Annotated in this window: 17 protein-coding genes; 12 read left to right on the top strand and 5 right to left on the bottom strand. The window is 37.9% G+C overall.

The annotated features are described in order from the left end of the window. The first annotated feature begins 8 nt into the window (after window positions 1-8). Both M3166_RS05375 and M3166_RS05370 read left to right on the top strand, forming a co-directional pair. Entirely contained in the window at window positions 9-581 is a 573-nt protein-coding gene (locus M3166_RS05375; protein WP_251688056.1) for a 5' nucleotidase, NT5C type, read from the top strand. Between the two features lie 140 nt (window positions 582-721). Further along, complete coding sequence (locus M3166_RS05370; protein ID WP_251688054.1) at window positions 722-1,315, top strand: transcriptional regulator; 594 nt, start codon at window positions 722-724, stop codon at window positions 1,313-1,315. Window positions 1,316-1,541: 226 nt separating this feature from the next. On the opposite strand, the gene M3166_RS05365 is transcribed toward M3166_RS05370, so the two are convergent. Then, entirely contained in the window at window positions 1,542-1,922 is a 381-nt protein-coding gene (locus M3166_RS05365; protein WP_251688052.1) for a nucleotide excision repair endonuclease, read from the bottom strand. A gap of 432 nt (window positions 1,923-2,354) precedes the next feature. Between M3166_RS05365 and M3166_RS05360 the strand changes: the two genes are divergently transcribed. Both M3166_RS05360 and M3166_RS05355 read left to right on the top strand, forming a co-directional pair. Beyond that, complete coding sequence (locus tag M3166_RS05360; RefSeq protein ID WP_251688050.1) at window positions 2,355-3,227, top strand: DMT family transporter; 873 nt, start codon at window positions 2,355-2,357, stop codon at window positions 3,225-3,227. A gap of 102 nt (window positions 3,228-3,329) precedes the next feature. Beyond that, window positions 3,330-4,070 carry an alpha/beta fold hydrolase gene (locus M3166_RS05355; RefSeq protein ID WP_251688048.1) on the top strand — a complete coding sequence of 247 codons (741 nt, stop codon included), beginning with the start codon at window positions 3,330-3,332 and terminating at the stop codon, window positions 4,068-4,070. A 37-nt stretch (window positions 4,071-4,107) separates the two neighbouring features. Here the strand turns inward: M3166_RS05355 and M3166_RS05350 are convergent, their stop codons facing one another. Further along, window positions 4,108-4,929 (bottom strand): TetR/AcrR family transcriptional regulator, encoded by an 822-nt coding sequence (locus M3166_RS05350; RefSeq protein ID WP_251688046.1) that lies wholly within the window; start codon window positions 4,927-4,929, stop codon window positions 4,108-4,110. A 93-nt stretch (window positions 4,930-5,022) separates the two neighbouring features. Between M3166_RS05350 and M3166_RS05345 the strand changes: the two genes are divergently transcribed. Next, the gene (locus M3166_RS05345; RefSeq protein ID WP_251688044.1) at window positions 5,023-8,109 is read left to right on the top strand and encodes an efflux RND transporter permease subunit; all 3,087 of its coding nucleotides are present in this window, start codon (window positions 5,023-5,025) and stop codon (window positions 8,107-8,109) included. A 100-nt stretch (window positions 8,110-8,209) separates the two neighbouring features. After that, a complete protein-coding gene (locus M3166_RS05340) occupies window positions 8,210-9,388 on the top strand; it encodes a M14 family zinc carboxypeptidase (RefSeq protein WP_251688042.1) in 1,179 nt (392 codons plus the stop codon). Between the two features lie 48 nt (window positions 9,389-9,436). On the opposite strand, the gene M3166_RS05335 is transcribed toward M3166_RS05340, so the two are convergent. Continuing rightward, the gene (locus tag M3166_RS05335) at window positions 9,437-10,837 is read right to left on the bottom strand and encodes an MDR family MFS transporter (RefSeq protein WP_251688040.1); all 1,401 of its coding nucleotides are present in this window, start codon (window positions 10,835-10,837) and stop codon (window positions 9,437-9,439) included. A gap of 159 nt (window positions 10,838-10,996) precedes the next feature. On the opposite strand from M3166_RS05335, the gene M3166_RS05330 reads away from it, so the two are divergent. From M3166_RS05330 to M3166_RS05305, 6 genes are all read left to right on the top strand, one after another. Next, a complete protein-coding gene (locus tag M3166_RS05330; RefSeq protein WP_251688038.1) occupies window positions 10,997-11,542 on the top strand; it encodes a TetR/AcrR family transcriptional regulator in 546 nt (181 codons plus the stop codon). Window positions 11,543-11,805: 263 nt separating this feature from the next. After that, entirely contained in the window at window positions 11,806-12,762 is a 957-nt protein-coding gene (locus tag M3166_RS05325; protein ID WP_251688036.1) for a cation diffusion facilitator family transporter, read from the top strand. A 42-nt stretch (window positions 12,763-12,804) separates the two neighbouring features. After that, window positions 12,805-13,116 carry an ArsR/SmtB family transcription factor gene (locus M3166_RS05320; protein WP_079528762.1) on the top strand — a complete coding sequence of 104 codons (312 nt, stop codon included), beginning with the start codon at window positions 12,805-12,807 and terminating at the stop codon, window positions 13,114-13,116. A 183-nt stretch (window positions 13,117-13,299) separates the two neighbouring features. Further along, window positions 13,300-13,839, top strand: a complete 540-nt coding sequence (locus M3166_RS05315) for an NADPH-dependent FMN reductase (protein WP_251688034.1) — start codon at window positions 13,300-13,302, stop codon at window positions 13,837-13,839. Between the two features lie 384 nt (window positions 13,840-14,223). Continuing rightward, window positions 14,224-15,744 carry a succinate CoA transferase gene (locus tag M3166_RS05310; RefSeq protein ID WP_251688032.1) on the top strand — a complete coding sequence of 507 codons (1,521 nt, stop codon included), beginning with the start codon at window positions 14,224-14,226 and terminating at the stop codon, window positions 15,742-15,744. Between the two features lie 30 nt (window positions 15,745-15,774). Further along, window positions 15,775-16,284 carry a YfiT family bacillithiol transferase gene (locus M3166_RS05305; RefSeq protein WP_251688030.1) on the top strand — a complete coding sequence of 170 codons (510 nt, stop codon included), beginning with the start codon at window positions 15,775-15,777 and terminating at the stop codon, window positions 16,282-16,284. 60 nt (window positions 16,285-16,344) lie between these two features. On the opposite strand, the gene M3166_RS05300 is transcribed toward M3166_RS05305, so the two are convergent. Further along, a complete protein-coding gene (locus M3166_RS05300) occupies window positions 16,345-16,785 on the bottom strand; it encodes a GNAT family N-acetyltransferase (protein WP_251688028.1) in 441 nt (146 codons plus the stop codon). Window positions 16,786-16,800: 15 nt separating this feature from the next. After that, on the bottom strand, window positions 16,801-17,235 hold the full coding sequence (gene aac(6'), locus M3166_RS05295; protein WP_251688026.1) for an aminoglycoside 6'-N-acetyltransferase: 435 nt from the start codon (window positions 17,233-17,235) through the stop codon (window positions 16,801-16,803). Between the last annotated feature and the right edge of the window lie 86 nt (window positions 17,236-17,321).

Below are 17,321 nucleotides of genomic sequence, written 5' to 3'. Positions count from 1 at the left end.
TGAGATATATGAAATTTGGTTTTGATATTGATGATACATTAATCGATTTACGTCGACATGCTTTTCAATTATATAATAAGAAATTGAACAAGATGATTGGCGAAGATGTTTTCGATACAATCCCTACTGTCGAAATTCACGCACCATTTGGATTAACAAATGAAGAAGGCAGCCAAATGTGGAAAGATACGATGGAAGAAATCTATTTCACGGACTGTCCAAGCTTTGAAGGGGCAAAGGAAGTTTTAAATGCTTTGGCAGATGAAGGACATGAAATCTATTATATAACGTCTCGTCCAAAAGGGTATTGTGAACAGACCCGTGCATGGGTAAAAGCACAAGGATTCCCGGTTGTTGATGAGCGTTTTTACTGCGGCATGGCAGACCATGAGAAAATCGATATCATCAAAAGTTTGGAACTGGACGTTTATGTAGATGATAAGCCGGCTGTTTTAAACACATTGGCGGGGAGTTCAACGAAAGTCATTGTGAAAAATCAGTCCTACAATCAGGCAGTAGAGTATACGCGTCTGACAAGTTGGGATGAATTCAATAAACTGATCGGTTATGCCTCGGTGTAATCGAAAGGAGAAACTCCCGGAGTATTTCCGGGAGTTTTTTTTATATAAAAAGTGAAAATAGTTTGAATTTTTTCCTTTCAAGTGAATGAATATGTGGTATTGTTAACAGTGTATAGACATACCGGTTGGAGGATTTTACTATGATAACACAACAACATTACGAAGCAAGCGTTCATTACAATGGGATTATATTACTGTCGGCTTACTTACAACGCCAGTATGTATATCGTACAATTCAAGTACGTCTGAACGGAGCAAGTGCAGAACCATTAAATAAAGTGAAAAATATGCTTGAACATACAGAGCTGATGCTTAATATTTTTGAGGAATCAAAAGATCTGATGGAAGGCCAGCGCAACAAACTTAAATCATTTGCAGATGAGGTAGCCCTTTTGATGCAAAATTATATTAAAGAAGATCCGGATTTTAAAGAACGTCTAGCAGTTGTCGGCTCAACACTTTACTCGGAGCAGCTGATGAATAACGGAATTATTAAACTCGGCTATATTTTCAAGCAAAATATCGGCAAAGATTTCCCGGCACGCGTCAAGTTTTATGAAGAACGTACAAAAGTTATCGACGTGATGGTACAGCTCGTATCGGAAGGTAAAGAAATCGAAAAGGGCATGCAGGACATTTTAAATAAATGGTATGACGGCATTGCCAATCAGAAAAAAGGCATTATGGAAGATTTATCGAAAATTAACGAAATGCTCGAATTTAAAGCAGAATAATTAAAGATTTGTGCAGAAAAGTAGAAGTAAATTAATAAACGGATATTTTGTAAAATTGATTGGAATGGAGGGCGACTCCAGCGGGAACAGCACGACGCCTGAGACTACAGGCTCAGGCCGTGCCCGCGGAAAGTGTCCCGGAATGGTAATCAATTTTTAACGCATAGAAAAAATGCCATTTTTCTCTCTCAGAGGAAAATGGCATTTTTGGGCTATGTCTCACAATTTATGCGCGTTCAAAAAATACTTTATCGATATTGTATTTTGACTGGAATTGATTGATCGCATATGTTTCGTAGATTTCACGTTCCATTGGATCTTCAATTTCATATACTTCAATTTTGTGAATTTCAGCACGGTGGTTTTTCATTGGAGATACATTATCTTCAAAGTGCTTTTTAATACGCTGACGGATTTTACGTGCTTTCCCTACGAATAAAAGCTCGTTCTTTTCGTTGTAGAAGAAGAAGATTCCGCCTTTATCACGCGTAATTTTATGGAAATCAATAAACCCGAAGTACGGAGTAATTTCCACTTCACCTGGTTTTAACACTTGTTCGCGTTGACGAATTACTAAATCTGGTTTTGGCATTTCAATATTAATCAAACTGTTCACGTCCCTAAATTATTCTAAAAGTTTATTTTACACGATATTTCGGTAAATTGCTATTGATATAGTAGTCCAAGCATTGGAGAATTGAAAAATAAGTAGGGATTTTACCGTTATTTTCAAAATCAAAGGGACTACTAACTATATGAATATTCATATTATCCGACACTATATTTTTTTTGATTAAATCACCCCTTCGAACAAACTAACAATAAACTATAATCTACATACCCTTAAGCTAATAAAAAAATCATTTTTAACACTCTAAGGTCAAGCAAAAAATTCTAACTTATTTGCTTGTTTGGATAGATTTTGAATTTTCGCTTTCTTTTTCATGGAAGATTGCTTATGGTAATAATAGTTTGTTCAGCAATAAGCAATTATACATATTAATTTTAAACTGCAGTTTTAACAGAGAGAAGGAATCGTATGCAAAAATTTAAAGGTGAGCTGCTCATGCTCATCACCGCTGTTATGTGGGGAAGCGGTTTTGTAGGAATGGCAAAAGGGCTTGAACATTGGACTGTATTTCAATTGATGGCCGGGAGATTTTTACTGGCCTCCATTATTTTAAGTTTCATTTTCTATAAAAAATTAAAACTAATTTCTAAGGCAGTAGTATGGAAAGGGGCAATTCTCGGCGTAATCCTATTTGTCGCGTTTGCATTACAGACAATGGGTTTGGAATATACAACACCTTCTAAAAATGCATTCCTGACAGCGATTAATGTTATCATCGTTCCAATAATCGCTTATGTCATCTATAAAAGAAGAATTGACCGGTTTGAATTTATCGCAGCTGGTGTAGCAGTTGTCGGAATTGGATTTTTATCATTGCAGGATTCAATGACGATTAATTTTGGCGATTTCCTGTCAATTCTTTGTGCAGTCGGATTCGCTTTTGATATTTTTTATACAAATGTCTTTGTAAAAGCGGAAGATGCTTTAGCGCTGACGATTGTTCAGTTTTATACAGCGACTGTACTGAGTGTAGTAAGTGTCATCATACTTGGGGAAGTACCGACTACTTATACTTCAGAAGGCTTGGGGATCATCGTTTACTTGGCGATATTTTGTACAGCTGTTGCATATGTGTGTCAAAATATCGGAATGCAATATGCAAACCCAACGAAATCAGCCATAATTTTATCGACGGAATCATTGTTCGGTACGATGTTCTCTGTGCTTATTTTAAACGAACTTTTAACAGGTCGTATGCTTGTTGGATGTATCCTCATCTTCTTTGCGATATTGTTTGCGGAAGTCAAACCGACCTTTAGACGAAAGAAATCCTATGTTTAACAAACAGCCATTTTAAGCGATCCGTTTAAAATGGCTGTTTTTGTTTATTATTATAGAAATCCGGAAAAGGATAAGAGATGAAATAAGGGGAGGACTGGTTAAATGTTAAATTATACTCGAAATGGTTCAGGGGAAGTTGTCGTATTAGTACATGGATTTTTAGGGAGTGCAGCAATATTTGAAAAAATTATGGAGCCATTAACAAAGCAATTTGACGTAATTGCAATCGATTTGCCAGGACACGGAAAAAGCGAAATGCCGGAAGGGGAATATACAGTATATCGCTATGCCGAAGATATTATCGATGTATTAGTAACAGAAAAAGTTGAAAAGGCTTATTGGATCGGGCATTCGATGGGTGGCTATATTACATTGGCCGCAATCGAGAAACAATATTCTAAAATCGAAAAGGCTGTCTTGCTGTATTCATCCGACTCATCGGACACACCGGAAGCGATCGATAAGAGAACGAAGCAACAAGAAGAGATTCAGGAACATGGAACTGGATCGTTCGTTGATGGTATTATTCATAACTTCCTTGCGCCTGATGCAAAAACGGAAGATGTACTGTTCGCAAAAGAAGTTGCCTATGAAGCAAAAGAAGAAGGGCTCGTTGCGGCACTTGGTGCAATGAAGTCACGTCCAAACCAACGTGATCTTGTCGATACGTTACCGATCCCAATCCTTGTAATCGAAGGAGAACAGGACAAAGCGGTTACACCGATTACGACTTCCAACCCGAATGTGGAAAAAGTAAAAACAAATACAGGGCATCTCGGGATGGTGGAAGATGCTCAAACCGTAGCAAGAGAAATCATCCGTTTCCTGAACAGCGAAAACTAAAAAGAGAGGGATCCATATTTATTGGGTCCCTCTCTTTTTAACTGTACTGCTTTTTCAAATATAATGTAATCCAATTAAAGCATTCGTTTTTCTCTAAATTGGCGACAAGACCCATAATGATCGCATTTCTTGGATTATCGCTTTTCAGTTCTTCTATTAATAACTGTATGGAATCGAGTTCTAATTTATTCGTTGTCTGTTGTTGAAGTGACAACAAATCCTCCATTATATGGTCAATCGAATAATTTTCGATTCGTTTGTAAAACTGGGAAGGATGTTCAAGCAGTGCGATTTTACTTTTCGTTGCTAATAAAGTAGTCTTCTCAACAAGTGAATCAGCAAATTTCCCCGAATCGAATGGCTGGCATGAATCGAAAATATACTGCATATACGATTGTACCATCCCATTTATTATAACGACTAAATCGTATTGTCTTCCTTCGATTTGCTCGCCAAACACTTCGAATAACAGCTTCTCCAAATTTTTATTGGAAAGCTCTACATAATAATGAATCCGTTCAATTAATGCTTTATTGATGGCAGAAACGTTTTCCTTCATCAAAATATCCGCAAATCCAGCATAGTGTGACAATACTTTCATAGTATGAACAAAGTAGATATGGAGCTTATCTGAAGGTGTATGGCCTTCACTGACTGCCTGGTCAACTTCGCGAATTATATTGTTCATAAAATGTTCAATAATAGAAAAAACGAGCTCGTCTTTGGATTTAAATGATAAATAAAAAGCCCCTTTAGAAATGCCGCAATGATCGGTAATTTGCTGCACTGACGTAGCTTCTATCCCTTTTTCGGCAAATAAATGTAGTGCTGAATCGATGATCAATTGTTTTCTTGTCATAATATTTTCAAGCCCCTTTCAATTGACACGTGACCGACTAGTCATTATTATAGAATGGTGGTTACATATAGTCAAGAAAGGTAAGGTGGAACCGTGAAAGGCTTAGTAAATTTCGTATTGAAAAATAAGCTTGCCGTATGGTTACTAACAATCATAATCGTGTTTTCCGGTATTTATTCATCCACACGTATGAAAATGGAATCGATTCCAGATATTTCGATCCCGTTCTTAATCGTGATGGGTGTTTATCCTGGTGCAACACCCGAGCAAGTAATGGATGATCTTTCAATTCCTTATGAAAAGGCAGTTGAAAGTCTGGAAGATGTAAAGGCTGTATATTCTACATCTTCATCAAATGTTTCACAAGTTCAAGTGGAATATGAATATGGCGTGGATATGGATGAAAAGAAACGTCAGTTAGAAGCTGCTTTAGATAATATTGAGCTTCCTGAAGGTGCACAAGAACCTTCAATCATGGCAATCAGTATGAACATGATGCCTGTCATTGCATTATCAGTAAGTAGTTCGGATGAAGATATTGTTGAACTGACGTCGACAGTAGAGAAAATAATTTTGCCGAAACTAAACAAAATTGACGGTGTTGCATCTGCGACAGTTACAGGTCAACATCTTGAAGAAGTTGCCTTCACATATGATGAAGAAAAGATGGCACAATTAGGTCTAACAGAAGACTCTGTTAAGCAAATGATTCAGGCAAGTGACCTTGCAGTCTCGTTAGGATTATACGAGTTTGAAGATGGCGAGCAAGCTGTTGCAGTTGACGGCAAGTTCAAAACAGAAGAGCAGTTAAAAGAAATGCTGATTCCTGTTACGCCTTCTGAAACCAACCCGGTTCCTTTCGTGAAACTAGGGGATATTGCTGAAATCGAAAAAGTAGGTAAAGTGCAGTCTGTATCTCGAACGAATGGTAAAGATGCGATTGCAATCCAAATCGTAAAAGGTCAGGATGCCAATACGGTTACTGTAGCAAATGCAGTAAAAGATTTAATTGAAGAAGAGCAGGAAGCCATTTCTGGTCTTAAAATCGATATTTCTTTAGACCAAGGGAAACCAATTGAAGATTCTGTCTTTACAATGGTTGAAAAAGCGGTGTTTGGTGGTTTAATCGCAGTATTGATTATCCTATTATTCCTACGTGACTTTAAATCAACAATCATCTCAATCATCTCCATTCCGGTGTCAGTATTCATGGCATTAATGGCATTGCATTGGTTGGATATTACATTGAATATTATGACGCTTGGAGCGATTACTGTTGCGATCGGACGGGTAATTGATGACTCGATTGTAGTAGTAGAAAATATTTATCGTCGTATGCACTTGAAAGAAGAGAAATTACAAGGCCGTGCGTTAATTCGTGAAGCAACAATTGAAATGTTCAAGCCGATCATGTCTTCAACATTAGTAACAATTGCTGTATTCGCACCACTTGTATTTGTAGGCGGTATGGTAGGGGAATTATTCGTACCATTCGCATTAACAATGTCATTTGCATTAATCGCATCATTAATCGTAGCGGTTACAATCGTACCAGCACTTTCACATACATTATTCCGTAAGAAAATTTACGGTGAAAAGTCTGAAAGTCAGCATAAAGAAGTTGGTAAGCTTGCAGTAACATACCGTAATTTCTTGGAAAAAACATTAAACCATAAATGGATTTCATCGATTATTGCGGTAGTTCTATTAGTAGGTTCACTAGCGTTAACACCATTAATCGGATTTAGTTTCATGGGCTCTCAAGAAGAGAAAGTGATGTACTTAACATACACACCAGGTACTGGCGAATTAATGGATAAAACACTGGGAAATATTGAAGAAGTAGAACAGGAATTACTGAAGCGTAAAGATATCGATGTTTTACAATTATCGGTGAACACAGAAACTTCTACTGATGCTGCTGCAATGATGACTGGCGGCGGTGCAGGCGGTGGTTTAATCTATGCGATTTTCGATCCGGACATGGATGATTTCCCGAAAGCGAAAAAAGAACTAGAAGACTATATCTTTAATGTTGGCCAATCAGGCGAATGGAAAACACAAAACTTCGCGATGGGTATGTCATCGAATGAAGTTAGCTATACACTATACAGTGAAGATTTAGATAAGTTAAACGAAGCAGTTGCTCAAGTTGAAGATGTTCTAGTGGACATTAAAGGACTTGATGAAGTTGAATCAAATGCTTCAGCACCGTATGTAGAAAATGTAATTAAAGTAGATCAGGAAAATGTATTACAATACGGCCTGACTACTGCCCAAATTTTAATGGCTTTACAAACAAATACAGCAAAAGAAGTACTGACAACTGTTGAAAGTGACGGCGCTGATATTAATGTAGTTGTTCAACGTGAAGCAAAATCTGCGGCAGCGGATATTGATGAATTATTGGAAACACCGATTCAAACGGCAACTGGTCAGACAATGACAATTGGTGACATTGTTAAACTTGAAGAAGGCACAACTTTAAATTCATTATCTCGTCAAAAAGGTGAATACTTTGCGACAGTATCGGCAACGATTACAGACAAAGATATTTCAAAAGCAACATCTGCAGCAGATGAAAAAATTGCTGATTTAGATTTACCGAAAGGCGTTACGACTGGTGTAGGTGGTGTTGCAGCAGATATGACTGAAACATTTACTCAACTAGGTGTTGCGATGATTGCAGCGATTGCAATTGTTTACTTCATATTGGTAGTAACATTCGGTGAAGGTTTAGCACCATTTGCGATTTTATTCTCATTACCATTTACTGTTATCGGTTCATGGATTGGATTATTCGCAACAGGTCTTACAATTTCAGTTTCAGTTATGATGGGATTACTGATGTTAATCGGTATCGTAGTCACAAACGCAATCGTACTTGTTGACCGTATTATCCGTATGGAACATGAAGGTATGAACATGCGTGAAGCGATACTGGAAGCCGGAGCAACTCGTTTACGTCCGATCTTAATGACGGCGATTGCAACAATTGGTGCTATGTTACCAATGGCATTCGGTGGAGCTGGCGGCGGTCTGATTTCTCAAGACTTAGCTGTAACAGTAATTGGTGGTTTATTATCATCAACATTATTAACATTGATCATCGTACCGATTGTATATGAAGTATTATCAAAAATGCTGAAGAAAAATCGTAAAGATGTAAAAGACAATTAAAACGAGCAGCCTGTAAGAAGTCATTTCTTACAGGCTGTTTTTTAGTGTAAAGTAATGGGTATAGATGAAAAGTTTTGATATACATAAAAGGAGGCATGAGATGAAGAAATTATTGTTGTTAAGTCTAGTAGTTGCAGCGATTTTCAGTTTCAATGCGAGTTCTGCCAAAGCAACTTCAGACACAATCGGACTTGGCAAATACCCTGTGCAAGTAGTTGCGAAGAAGAATACGGAATTAAAAGATGAACAGGGTAAGTTCATCAAAACTGTAGCAAAAGGAGACAAGCTATTACTGCAGGCGATAAAAGGGAAGTCTGGAGTAATTAAATATTCTTCTAAATCAGCTTACATTCCTTTAACCGATGTTCATTATATCCAATTAGTCGATGGTGCGAAAACAATTCCCTATGACGAAATGGCAGCAAAGCTAAAGCTTGTTTCAGCAATGTATCCGTCACTGACGAAATTGCAGGAAATCGGAAAATCGGTTGAGGGACGGCCATTATATTCATTGAAAGTTGGCTCGGGTAAAAAGGAAGTATTAATGGATGCGTCTTTTCACGGACGTGAACATATGACGACAAATGTTTTGATGGAAATGATTGATTCGTATGTTAAGGCTTATGTAAACGGAACGAAAATCGAAAAATACGATGTAAAGAAACTATTAAGTGAAGTGAGCATCGTATTTGTGCCAATGGTGAATCCGGACGGAGTAACACTTGCACAAGGCGGCAAAGTAAAAACATCGATAACAAAACTGAAAGCGATGAACAATAACAGCACCAATTTCAATCGTTGGAAAGCAAACATTAACGGTGTCGATTTGAACCGTCAATTTAATGTAAACTGGCATTTAATTAAAAAGACAAAACCTTCCTTCAAAGAATATAAAGGTAAAGCGCCAAATACAGAACCGGAAGCGCTCGCAATTAAACGACTAATCGATCGCGGCAATCATTTAGCGTATGTCTCTTATCATTCTTCCGGTCAGATTATATATTGGAGCCAAGCGAAATCAAAATTCAGCCGAACGAAAAAGTTGGTAAAAGGGGTATCAAACATTACCGGTTATAAATTGATGCCTGTAACCAAAAAAAATGAACCGATTGCAGCATCTGAAGATTACTTTACAAAAGTAAAAGACCGCCCTGCGATGACGGTCGAAATCGCACCATTTGCAGGGGAAGCATCAGTACCGTTAAAACGTTGGAATAATGTTTGGAAGCAAAATAAAACAATCGGACTGTACGTAGCCAATGAAGCGCGAAATTGGTAAAAAAACTGGTGAACCCCAATTGCGGAAGTTCACCAGTTTTTAGTTTGCTTATTGAGTTGGTATTTTTCTTTTATGCTTTGGAACGAAAAGTACGATGATAAAGGCGATGATCGTTAATATGAACATATAGAAATACGTTGAGCTTGCCGCATTTGCATAACTTTCATTTGCCCGTACGGAAGAGTCAGTTAACTGCAGAGAATATACAGTTACGATAACAGCTGTTCCGATTGCCCCTGCGAGTTGCCTAATTGTATTATTCACTGCAGACCCGTGTGATGCCAGTTCTCTCGGAATCGCATTAAGCGCAGCTGTATTTAAAGGCATTGTAATGAACGCTAACCCGATCCGCAAAATAATAGTACGTACTAAAATATATACATACGTAGTTGTTGAAGATAGGTCAATAACAAGCCACATTGAAATCGCGATTAATAGTAACCCGAAAATAAATAATGGTTTCGCACCATATTTATCAAAAAGTTTTCCTGTAACTGGTGACAATAGTGCATTAATAATCGCACCGGGAAGCAGCAGCAACCCTGCATCCAATGCGGAAAATCCTCGCCCATCCTGTAAATACATCGGAAGTAAAATCAAGTCTGCATACATGATGATCGTAATTGCGACATTAATAATTGTCGTCATGGAATACATTTTATAACGGAATACCGATAAATTCAGTAAAGGATCCTGTGAAGACAGTTGACGTTGGCAAAACAGAAAGATAATGATCAATCCCGCACCAATCGTTGTTAAAATAACCCCATCATCCCATCCGCGACTTCCGGCACTACTAAAGCCGAACAACAAGAAACCAAAGCCGAAGGTTGAGTAAAGTAAGCTGATCAAGTCGATTTTTGATTTTGCGCCTTCATTTACATTCATCAAGTATTTATACGCTAAGCCAATAATAATAACGATGAAAGGAATTAAACTGATAAACAGCCAGCGCCATGATAAATAATCAATAATAAATCCGGCAAGCGTCGGAGCAATGGCAGGTGCAAATATAATTGCAAATCCCACTCGTCCCATAATCGCGCCCCGTCTTTCTTCAGGGAACAAGTAGACGATTACGGTCATCATTAAAGGTAAAATAATGCCGGCACCTACAGCCTGAATCATACGCCCTGTTAAAAGCATGCTGAAGTTCATGGCACATGCTGCGACAACAGAACCAGCTAATAAAAATAGCATCGCACTAATAAACAGTTGACGTGTTGAAAATCGCTTCATTAAAAAAGCAGTAATTGGAACTAAAATTCCGTTCACGAGCATAAATCCGGTTGCCAGCCATTGGATTGTCGTAGGCGCAACTGAAAAGGTGGTCATTAAATCACTTAATGCAACATTGAGTAACGTCTGATTTAAAGTGGAGAAGAAACAGCCAGCAATCATGACAATCAGCAATATTTTTCTTGTTTGTTCAGATAAATCGTTTTGCATTTTAAAACTCCTTACGCTACGATAACTTTATAGACAATCTGTCTAATAAGTATCATAACAAGTAAAACAAGCATTTGACTATAAACAATAAATCACGAACTGTAGACTAATCGACAAATCAGCAAAATATGTAGATATAGTAGCGTTTAATAGACAGGAATGATAAAAATGAAGAAAATGGATCCTCGTACAATTCGTACGAAAGAAATGTTGAAGAGAGCGGTATTTAAACTTTTAAACGAAGGGGTTATGCTTAACCAGTTATCTGTACAAAAAGTAACAAAGCAAGCTACGTTAAATCGTACAACATTTTATTTGCACTATGAAGATATTAATCATTTGCTGGATGATTTAACAAAGGAGATTTTTAATGAAGTAACAGAAAAAATAACAGATTTAAACCATATTCATTTGTTAAATGAAAAGGAACATTTAGTTGAGCTGCTCAATTATTTAGCCTCACAAAAACATGCTCTACGATTACTTTTCCAGTTTGAACAATTTGAGAAAATGCTATTTCAATTGATGAAGCAATTAATTGATACAAGAAGGCTGAACAGTGACCGGGTTACATCGAATTCCCTTGTTGACAGCCATATAAAAGCAGCTTCCATTGTTGGCGTGATTTCTTGGTGGTTGAAAGGAGGCGGGCATTTTACTGCTGGATATATTGCAGATCAAATTCATCTCATGTACAGAAGATAGTTTAGCTGCTCCTTGCAACTAAACTATAACTTATACGAAATTGAGAACATGAGAGGTAAAGTCGGCAGTTATTCACTTGGAATAAACCCGAGCGTTTTTAAATTCTTAATTGCTGATTTTCGGTAAAATCTGTTTAGTCACAACTACTTTTATGAGTGATGCTCGCCATATACGGGCGTATGTAATTGACAATTTTCTGAATTCGTAATATGTTAATATATGAGTATATGTTCATATATAAAAGAAAAATGGGGGCGTTATAAATGGGAGAGCACCATCATCACCATCATTCACATAGTACGAACAAGAAAGTCCTTTTCATATCCTTTTTAATTATTACCGGTTTTATGATTGTCGAAGCGATTGGTGGGGTGCTGACGAACAGTCTTGCGCTGCTGTCTGATGCAGGGCATATGTTAAGTGACGCCGTGTCGCTTGGAATTGCATTAATGGCTATTATTTTTGCACAAAAAGTAGCAAATGCCAGTAAAACATTTGGCTACAAACGTATCGAAATTTTAGCGGCCACACTGAATGGCCTGACATTAATTGTCATCGCCCTGTTTATTTTTTACGAAGCCATTGGGCGATTTATGAATCCTCCTGAAGTTGCTTCAACCGGAATGCTCATCATCAGTAGTATCGGATTGGCGGTTAATATTTTAGTTGCATGGATTATGATGCGCGGGGCAGATACGAAAGATAATTTAAATATGAGAGGCGCGTACTTGCACGTAATCAGCGATATGATCGGTTCAATCGGTGCCATTGTTGCCGCTTTACTTATCCTGTTCTTTGATTGGGGATGGGCGGATCCATTAGCCAGCGTTTTTGTAGCTGCACTTGTGTTACGTAGCGGATATCATTTAACGAAAGCTTCATTGCATATCTTAATGGAAGGTACACCTCAGGATGTAACTGTCGAAGAAATTATTCAAACGATTGAAAAGTATGATGAAATAACAGCGCTTCATGACTTGCACATCTGGACGATCACGAGCGGATTAAATGCCTTGTCTTGCCACGTTGTTGTAAATGACGACTTGACGATTAAAGAAAGCGAGCAACTTTTAGATAAAGTCGAACATGATTTGCTTCATCAAAATATTCAGCATGTGACGATTCAGGTAGAGACAAATACGCATCAGCATGATCGTTCGGTTTATTGTACAGCAAAGCAGGATATAAGCCATCAGCATCACCACCACCATCATCATTAATCAATTACGCCTGGCGTATAGGAGAAAAGAGTGTTTAATCGTATGACAATGGAAAAAAGAACCCAACATGAATTGGATGAAGAAACATTGTTTGTCGTGTCGCAAACGTTCAAAGCGTTAAGCGATCCAACACGTATCCGTATTTTAAACATGTTATGCTGTGAAGAACATTCGGTAAATGACATTGCGGAAAAGCTTGATTTAAATCAGTCGGCGGTTTCTCACCAATTGCGTTTTTTGAAGAACTTGCGTTTAGTAAAGTTCAGGCGTGAAGGGACGACATTGTACTATACAAGCGCAGATGACCATGTTATCAACTTGCTTCATCAGGCAATTGATCATGCCCATCATTAAGTAAATAAAAAACACGCAAAAGTTTTTTGATAAACTTTTGCGTGTTTTTTATTTGGTTTCGTCACTTTAGGATGTTGGGTATATCTATAAACGGAAGTCGCAAACTAAAATCATTGCCCATTTAAGGTTAAGGCCGAAGCAAGACTATCGATTAAATCTATAATAATGGAGGTTTTTTTCTATATGAAAGTTGTAGCAATTGTAGGAAGTATCCGCAAAGAATCATATAATCTAAAAATCGCAAAATATATTCAGGGCCGTTATGCAGATCAATTCAACTTGGAAATTCTCGACCTTGCACCTCTACCAATGTACAACCAGGATATCGAAATGGAAGCTCCCGAAGCTGTACGTAATTTTAAGGCAAAAGTAAAAGAAGCAGATGCAGTTCTTTGGATAACACCTGAATACAACGCAACAATACCCGGTGTTCTGGGAAATGCAATTGACTGGCTAAGCCGTGTGGACAAGGTAATGAACGGCAAACCATCTATAATCATGGGGTCATCAATGGGAATGTTAGGTTCTGTCAAAGCTCAAATGCATTTACGCGATATTTTATTTGCAATCGGCTTAAATTCACCGGTTTTACCTGGTAATGAAGTGTATATTGGGGCCGTTCATGAAAAAATCGATGCGCAAGGACAGCTGACAGATGAAGTGACAATCGCATTTTTAGATGGCGTCATTGCAAACTTCCTGGAATGGATGAGACAGTTTTAATATTATTGGCATCTCTTTTTTTTTAAAGAAGAGGTGTTTTTTTTATGAAATGAGTTTATATGACAATATTAACACAATAATAGGAACGTCGAGCGTAAGATAAAGCGTGAAAGGTCCGGGATCAGCGTTTTGTCAATAGATTAATGTTGTGAAAAAACAGGTTTTTAAGTAAAAGAAAACTCCCTAAATCCGCTTTTTTATTTACTATAGTTTTTTTCTATCAAAATTATAGGAAGTATCTAATGGACGAAAGACGAATCTCTCATTACAATGTAGATAAGGCGATTAAAAAATAAGGTGTAAAGGATTTTTTAATTGGCTATATGGATTTACAGAAATTCATCGTAACAACGAACTAAAAATACTATTTTGGGGTGATTGTTAATGGGAAAAGATTTAAGTCAATTCATCAGAAATGAAGCGTTTTTAAACAAAGTTGTATCAGCGGAGGAAGCTGCGTCTTGGATTGAAGACGGCATGAATCTGGGTATGAGTGGTTTTACGCTTTTCGGAGAGCCAAAAGAATTTCCGCTTGCACTTTCTAAACGAGGAGAGCAAGAAAATTTCAAAGTAAATCTTTATACTGGTGCATCTTTAGGGCCAACTGCTGACCAATCAATGGCAGAAGCAGGAATCATCAACTTACGTGTACCTTATCAAGGAAATGCAATTATGCGCGGTAAAATCAATAACGGAGAAATTTTCTATATTGATCAGCATTTATCACATACAGCGGAAGAAGTTCGTAAAGGTTCCCTTGGTAAAATTGACTATGCAATCATTGAAGCAGCAGCAATTACAGAAGACGGCCTAGTAATTCCAACAGGTTCTGTAGGGAACTCACCGATCTTTGTAGAAAAAGCTGAAAATGTCATTATCGAAATTAATACAACTGCCCCAAAAGCATATGAAGGGCTTCATGATATTTATGTTCAGAAAGCACAAGGCGAGCGTAAAGAAATTCCTATCTATAACACAGGGGATCGAATTGGTGAAATCGGAATTAAAGTAGACCCTGCAAAAGTAAAAGGAATTGTTTTATCGGAGCAGCCGGATATCCCTTCACCATTATTCGAGCCAAACGAAGAAACACAGAAGATTGCCGATAATTTATTAGCATTCCTGGCAAATGAAGTGGAAGTAGGGAATTTACCTGAATCATTAGCACCGCTACAATCAGGCGTTGGTTCGGTAGCAAATGCCGTATTAAACGGCATGCAAAAGTCTCAATTTAAAGATCTTGAAGTATTCTCGGAAGTACTGCAGGATGGTGTGTTTGACCTGATTGATGCGGGTATCGTTAAATTCGCGGCAGGTACAGCATTCTCGCTTTCCAAAAAGCGCGTGGACTCACTAGCGGAAGACTTGGAAAAGTACAAAGATAAAATTATGTTCCGACCACAGGAAATTTCGAATAACCCGGAAGTAATTCGTCGTTTAGGTGTTATTTCGTTTAACACAGCAATTGAAGTCGACATTTACGGTAACGTCAACTCAACACATGTTAACGGCACAAAGATTATGAACGGTATTGGCGGTTCTGGTGACTTTGCACGTAATGCGCGCATTACAATTTTCGTAACATCTTCATTAGCGAAAAACGGTGCTATTTCAACAATCGTTCCGTTCGTTTCACATATCGACCATACAGAACATGATGTCGATGTCATCGTAACGGAGCAAGGCTATGCGGACCTTCGTGGACTTCCACCAGTGAAGCGAGCAGAGAAATTGATTGAAATTGCACACCCGAAATATAAAGAACAGTTACGTGCTTATTTCGAAGAGGCAAAAGAAAAAGTAGGCGGCCAAACACCGCATATCCTTGAAAAAGCATTCTCATTCCATAACAATTTAAAAGAGAATGGGACAATGTTATTTGAAGACGACAAAATTAAACACTAATGAGTAAATCGATAAAGGTGGCGTTTTAACATGGATGTAAGATTTCCAATTGGTCCATTGCAAGTACCTGAACAGGTGACACTTGACAATGTAAAGGAATGGTTACAACAAACGGAATCATTTACGACACGTTTAAGAGAAGTTGTCGATTCATTAAATGAAGAGCAGTTAAATAAAACTTACCGTGAAGGTGCATGGAATGTTCGTCAGCTTGTACACCATATTGCCGATTCACAGCTGAACATGTATCAGCGGCTGAAGCTGGCGCTAACGGACGACAATCCGACAGTACCGGGGTTTAATGAAGAAAAGTGGGCAGTTCTGCCAGACAATGACTTACCTGTAGAAAGCTCGATTAAAATGCTTGAAGGTATTAACGAGCGCATCGTTTCGTTAGGGCAACATTTAACTGAAGACCAGTTGAAGCGGGAATTTACCCATGAAACAAACGGGCCGGTCACAGTTGCCGCAAAAGTTGCAAAATTGGCATGGCATGAGGAGCATCATTTCGCTCATATTAAAATAGCGCTTGAAAATTAATCTGATTTTTATCGAATTGGCTTACCCGAATAGGTAAGCCGATTTTTTAATGGAAATTTACTATTTTATCTCCTTGTATAAAAAGACGAGTCGTTCAATTTCTTCAAAACCATTATTTTTATAAAATTGTTCAGCCGGTATATTTCGGTTTGTGAGCAGTGTCATCGATTCTACTGATTTCTCTTTCAGCTGGATTACTAAATAGTTCAGCATCGCTTTACCAATACCTTTATTTTGCAATGTCTGATCGACGCACATTTCATGGATGAAATATTCATCGCCACTATACCATTTCCGCTGCACACCCATTATAAAGCCAAGCAGTTCATCATGTTCAATAGCAATTACGCCTAGAAAGTTCGGAGTATGGTAGTAATCGGATAAATACTGAAATGCACTATCATCATTCCAGTTATCATTCCATGGCTCTGCATTAAATACTTTTCTAAATGTTGCTGCGCATGTTGCTAAATCAGCTGCTACCATTCTTTTAAACTCCACAATTAATTGCTCCCTTTATAGTTTTTTTGTAAAGCATATAATGCGATTTGCCTCTGTAAAGCCTAGTTTAAGGTGAACATTAAAACTATCTACATTAGACAATTCACAGTCGCTTGCAAACTCTGTGCATCCTTTTGTTTTAGCCCACTGTTCACACGCTTGCACTAAATCTTGCGCAAAATGCAGTCTGCGGTAGGACTCATCGACATATAAGCCTTCCAAATAACCAACCGGACTGGAATGTGTTCCTTCCACATAATCAAACCGGAGCTGACATTGTGCAAATCCAATCGCTTTTCCATCATCAAATGCTAAGAAAACGGTACTGTTCGGATTGGTAATAACGTCTTCCATGTTCTGTACGAATTCATGTAAATCATTGCCTGGCCAAAGGAGTAAAGCAAGTTGAGCTGCTGCAGTTGCTTGGTTCAGTGTCGCTTCGTTAATCATAAGTTCCTCCTGTTTTATAGAGATGAGTATATTTACTATTATAGAATAAAATGGAATTGAAAAGTGGTTATATACGGAATTAAAAG

It is taken from the genome of Solibacillus isronensis, assembly GCF_023715405.1.
In the GTDB taxonomy this organism is placed as follows: Bacteria; Bacillota; Bacilli; order Bacillales_A; family Planococcaceae; genus Solibacillus; species Solibacillus isronensis_B.
This window is presented reverse-complemented; position numbering and strand designations above follow the sequence as displayed.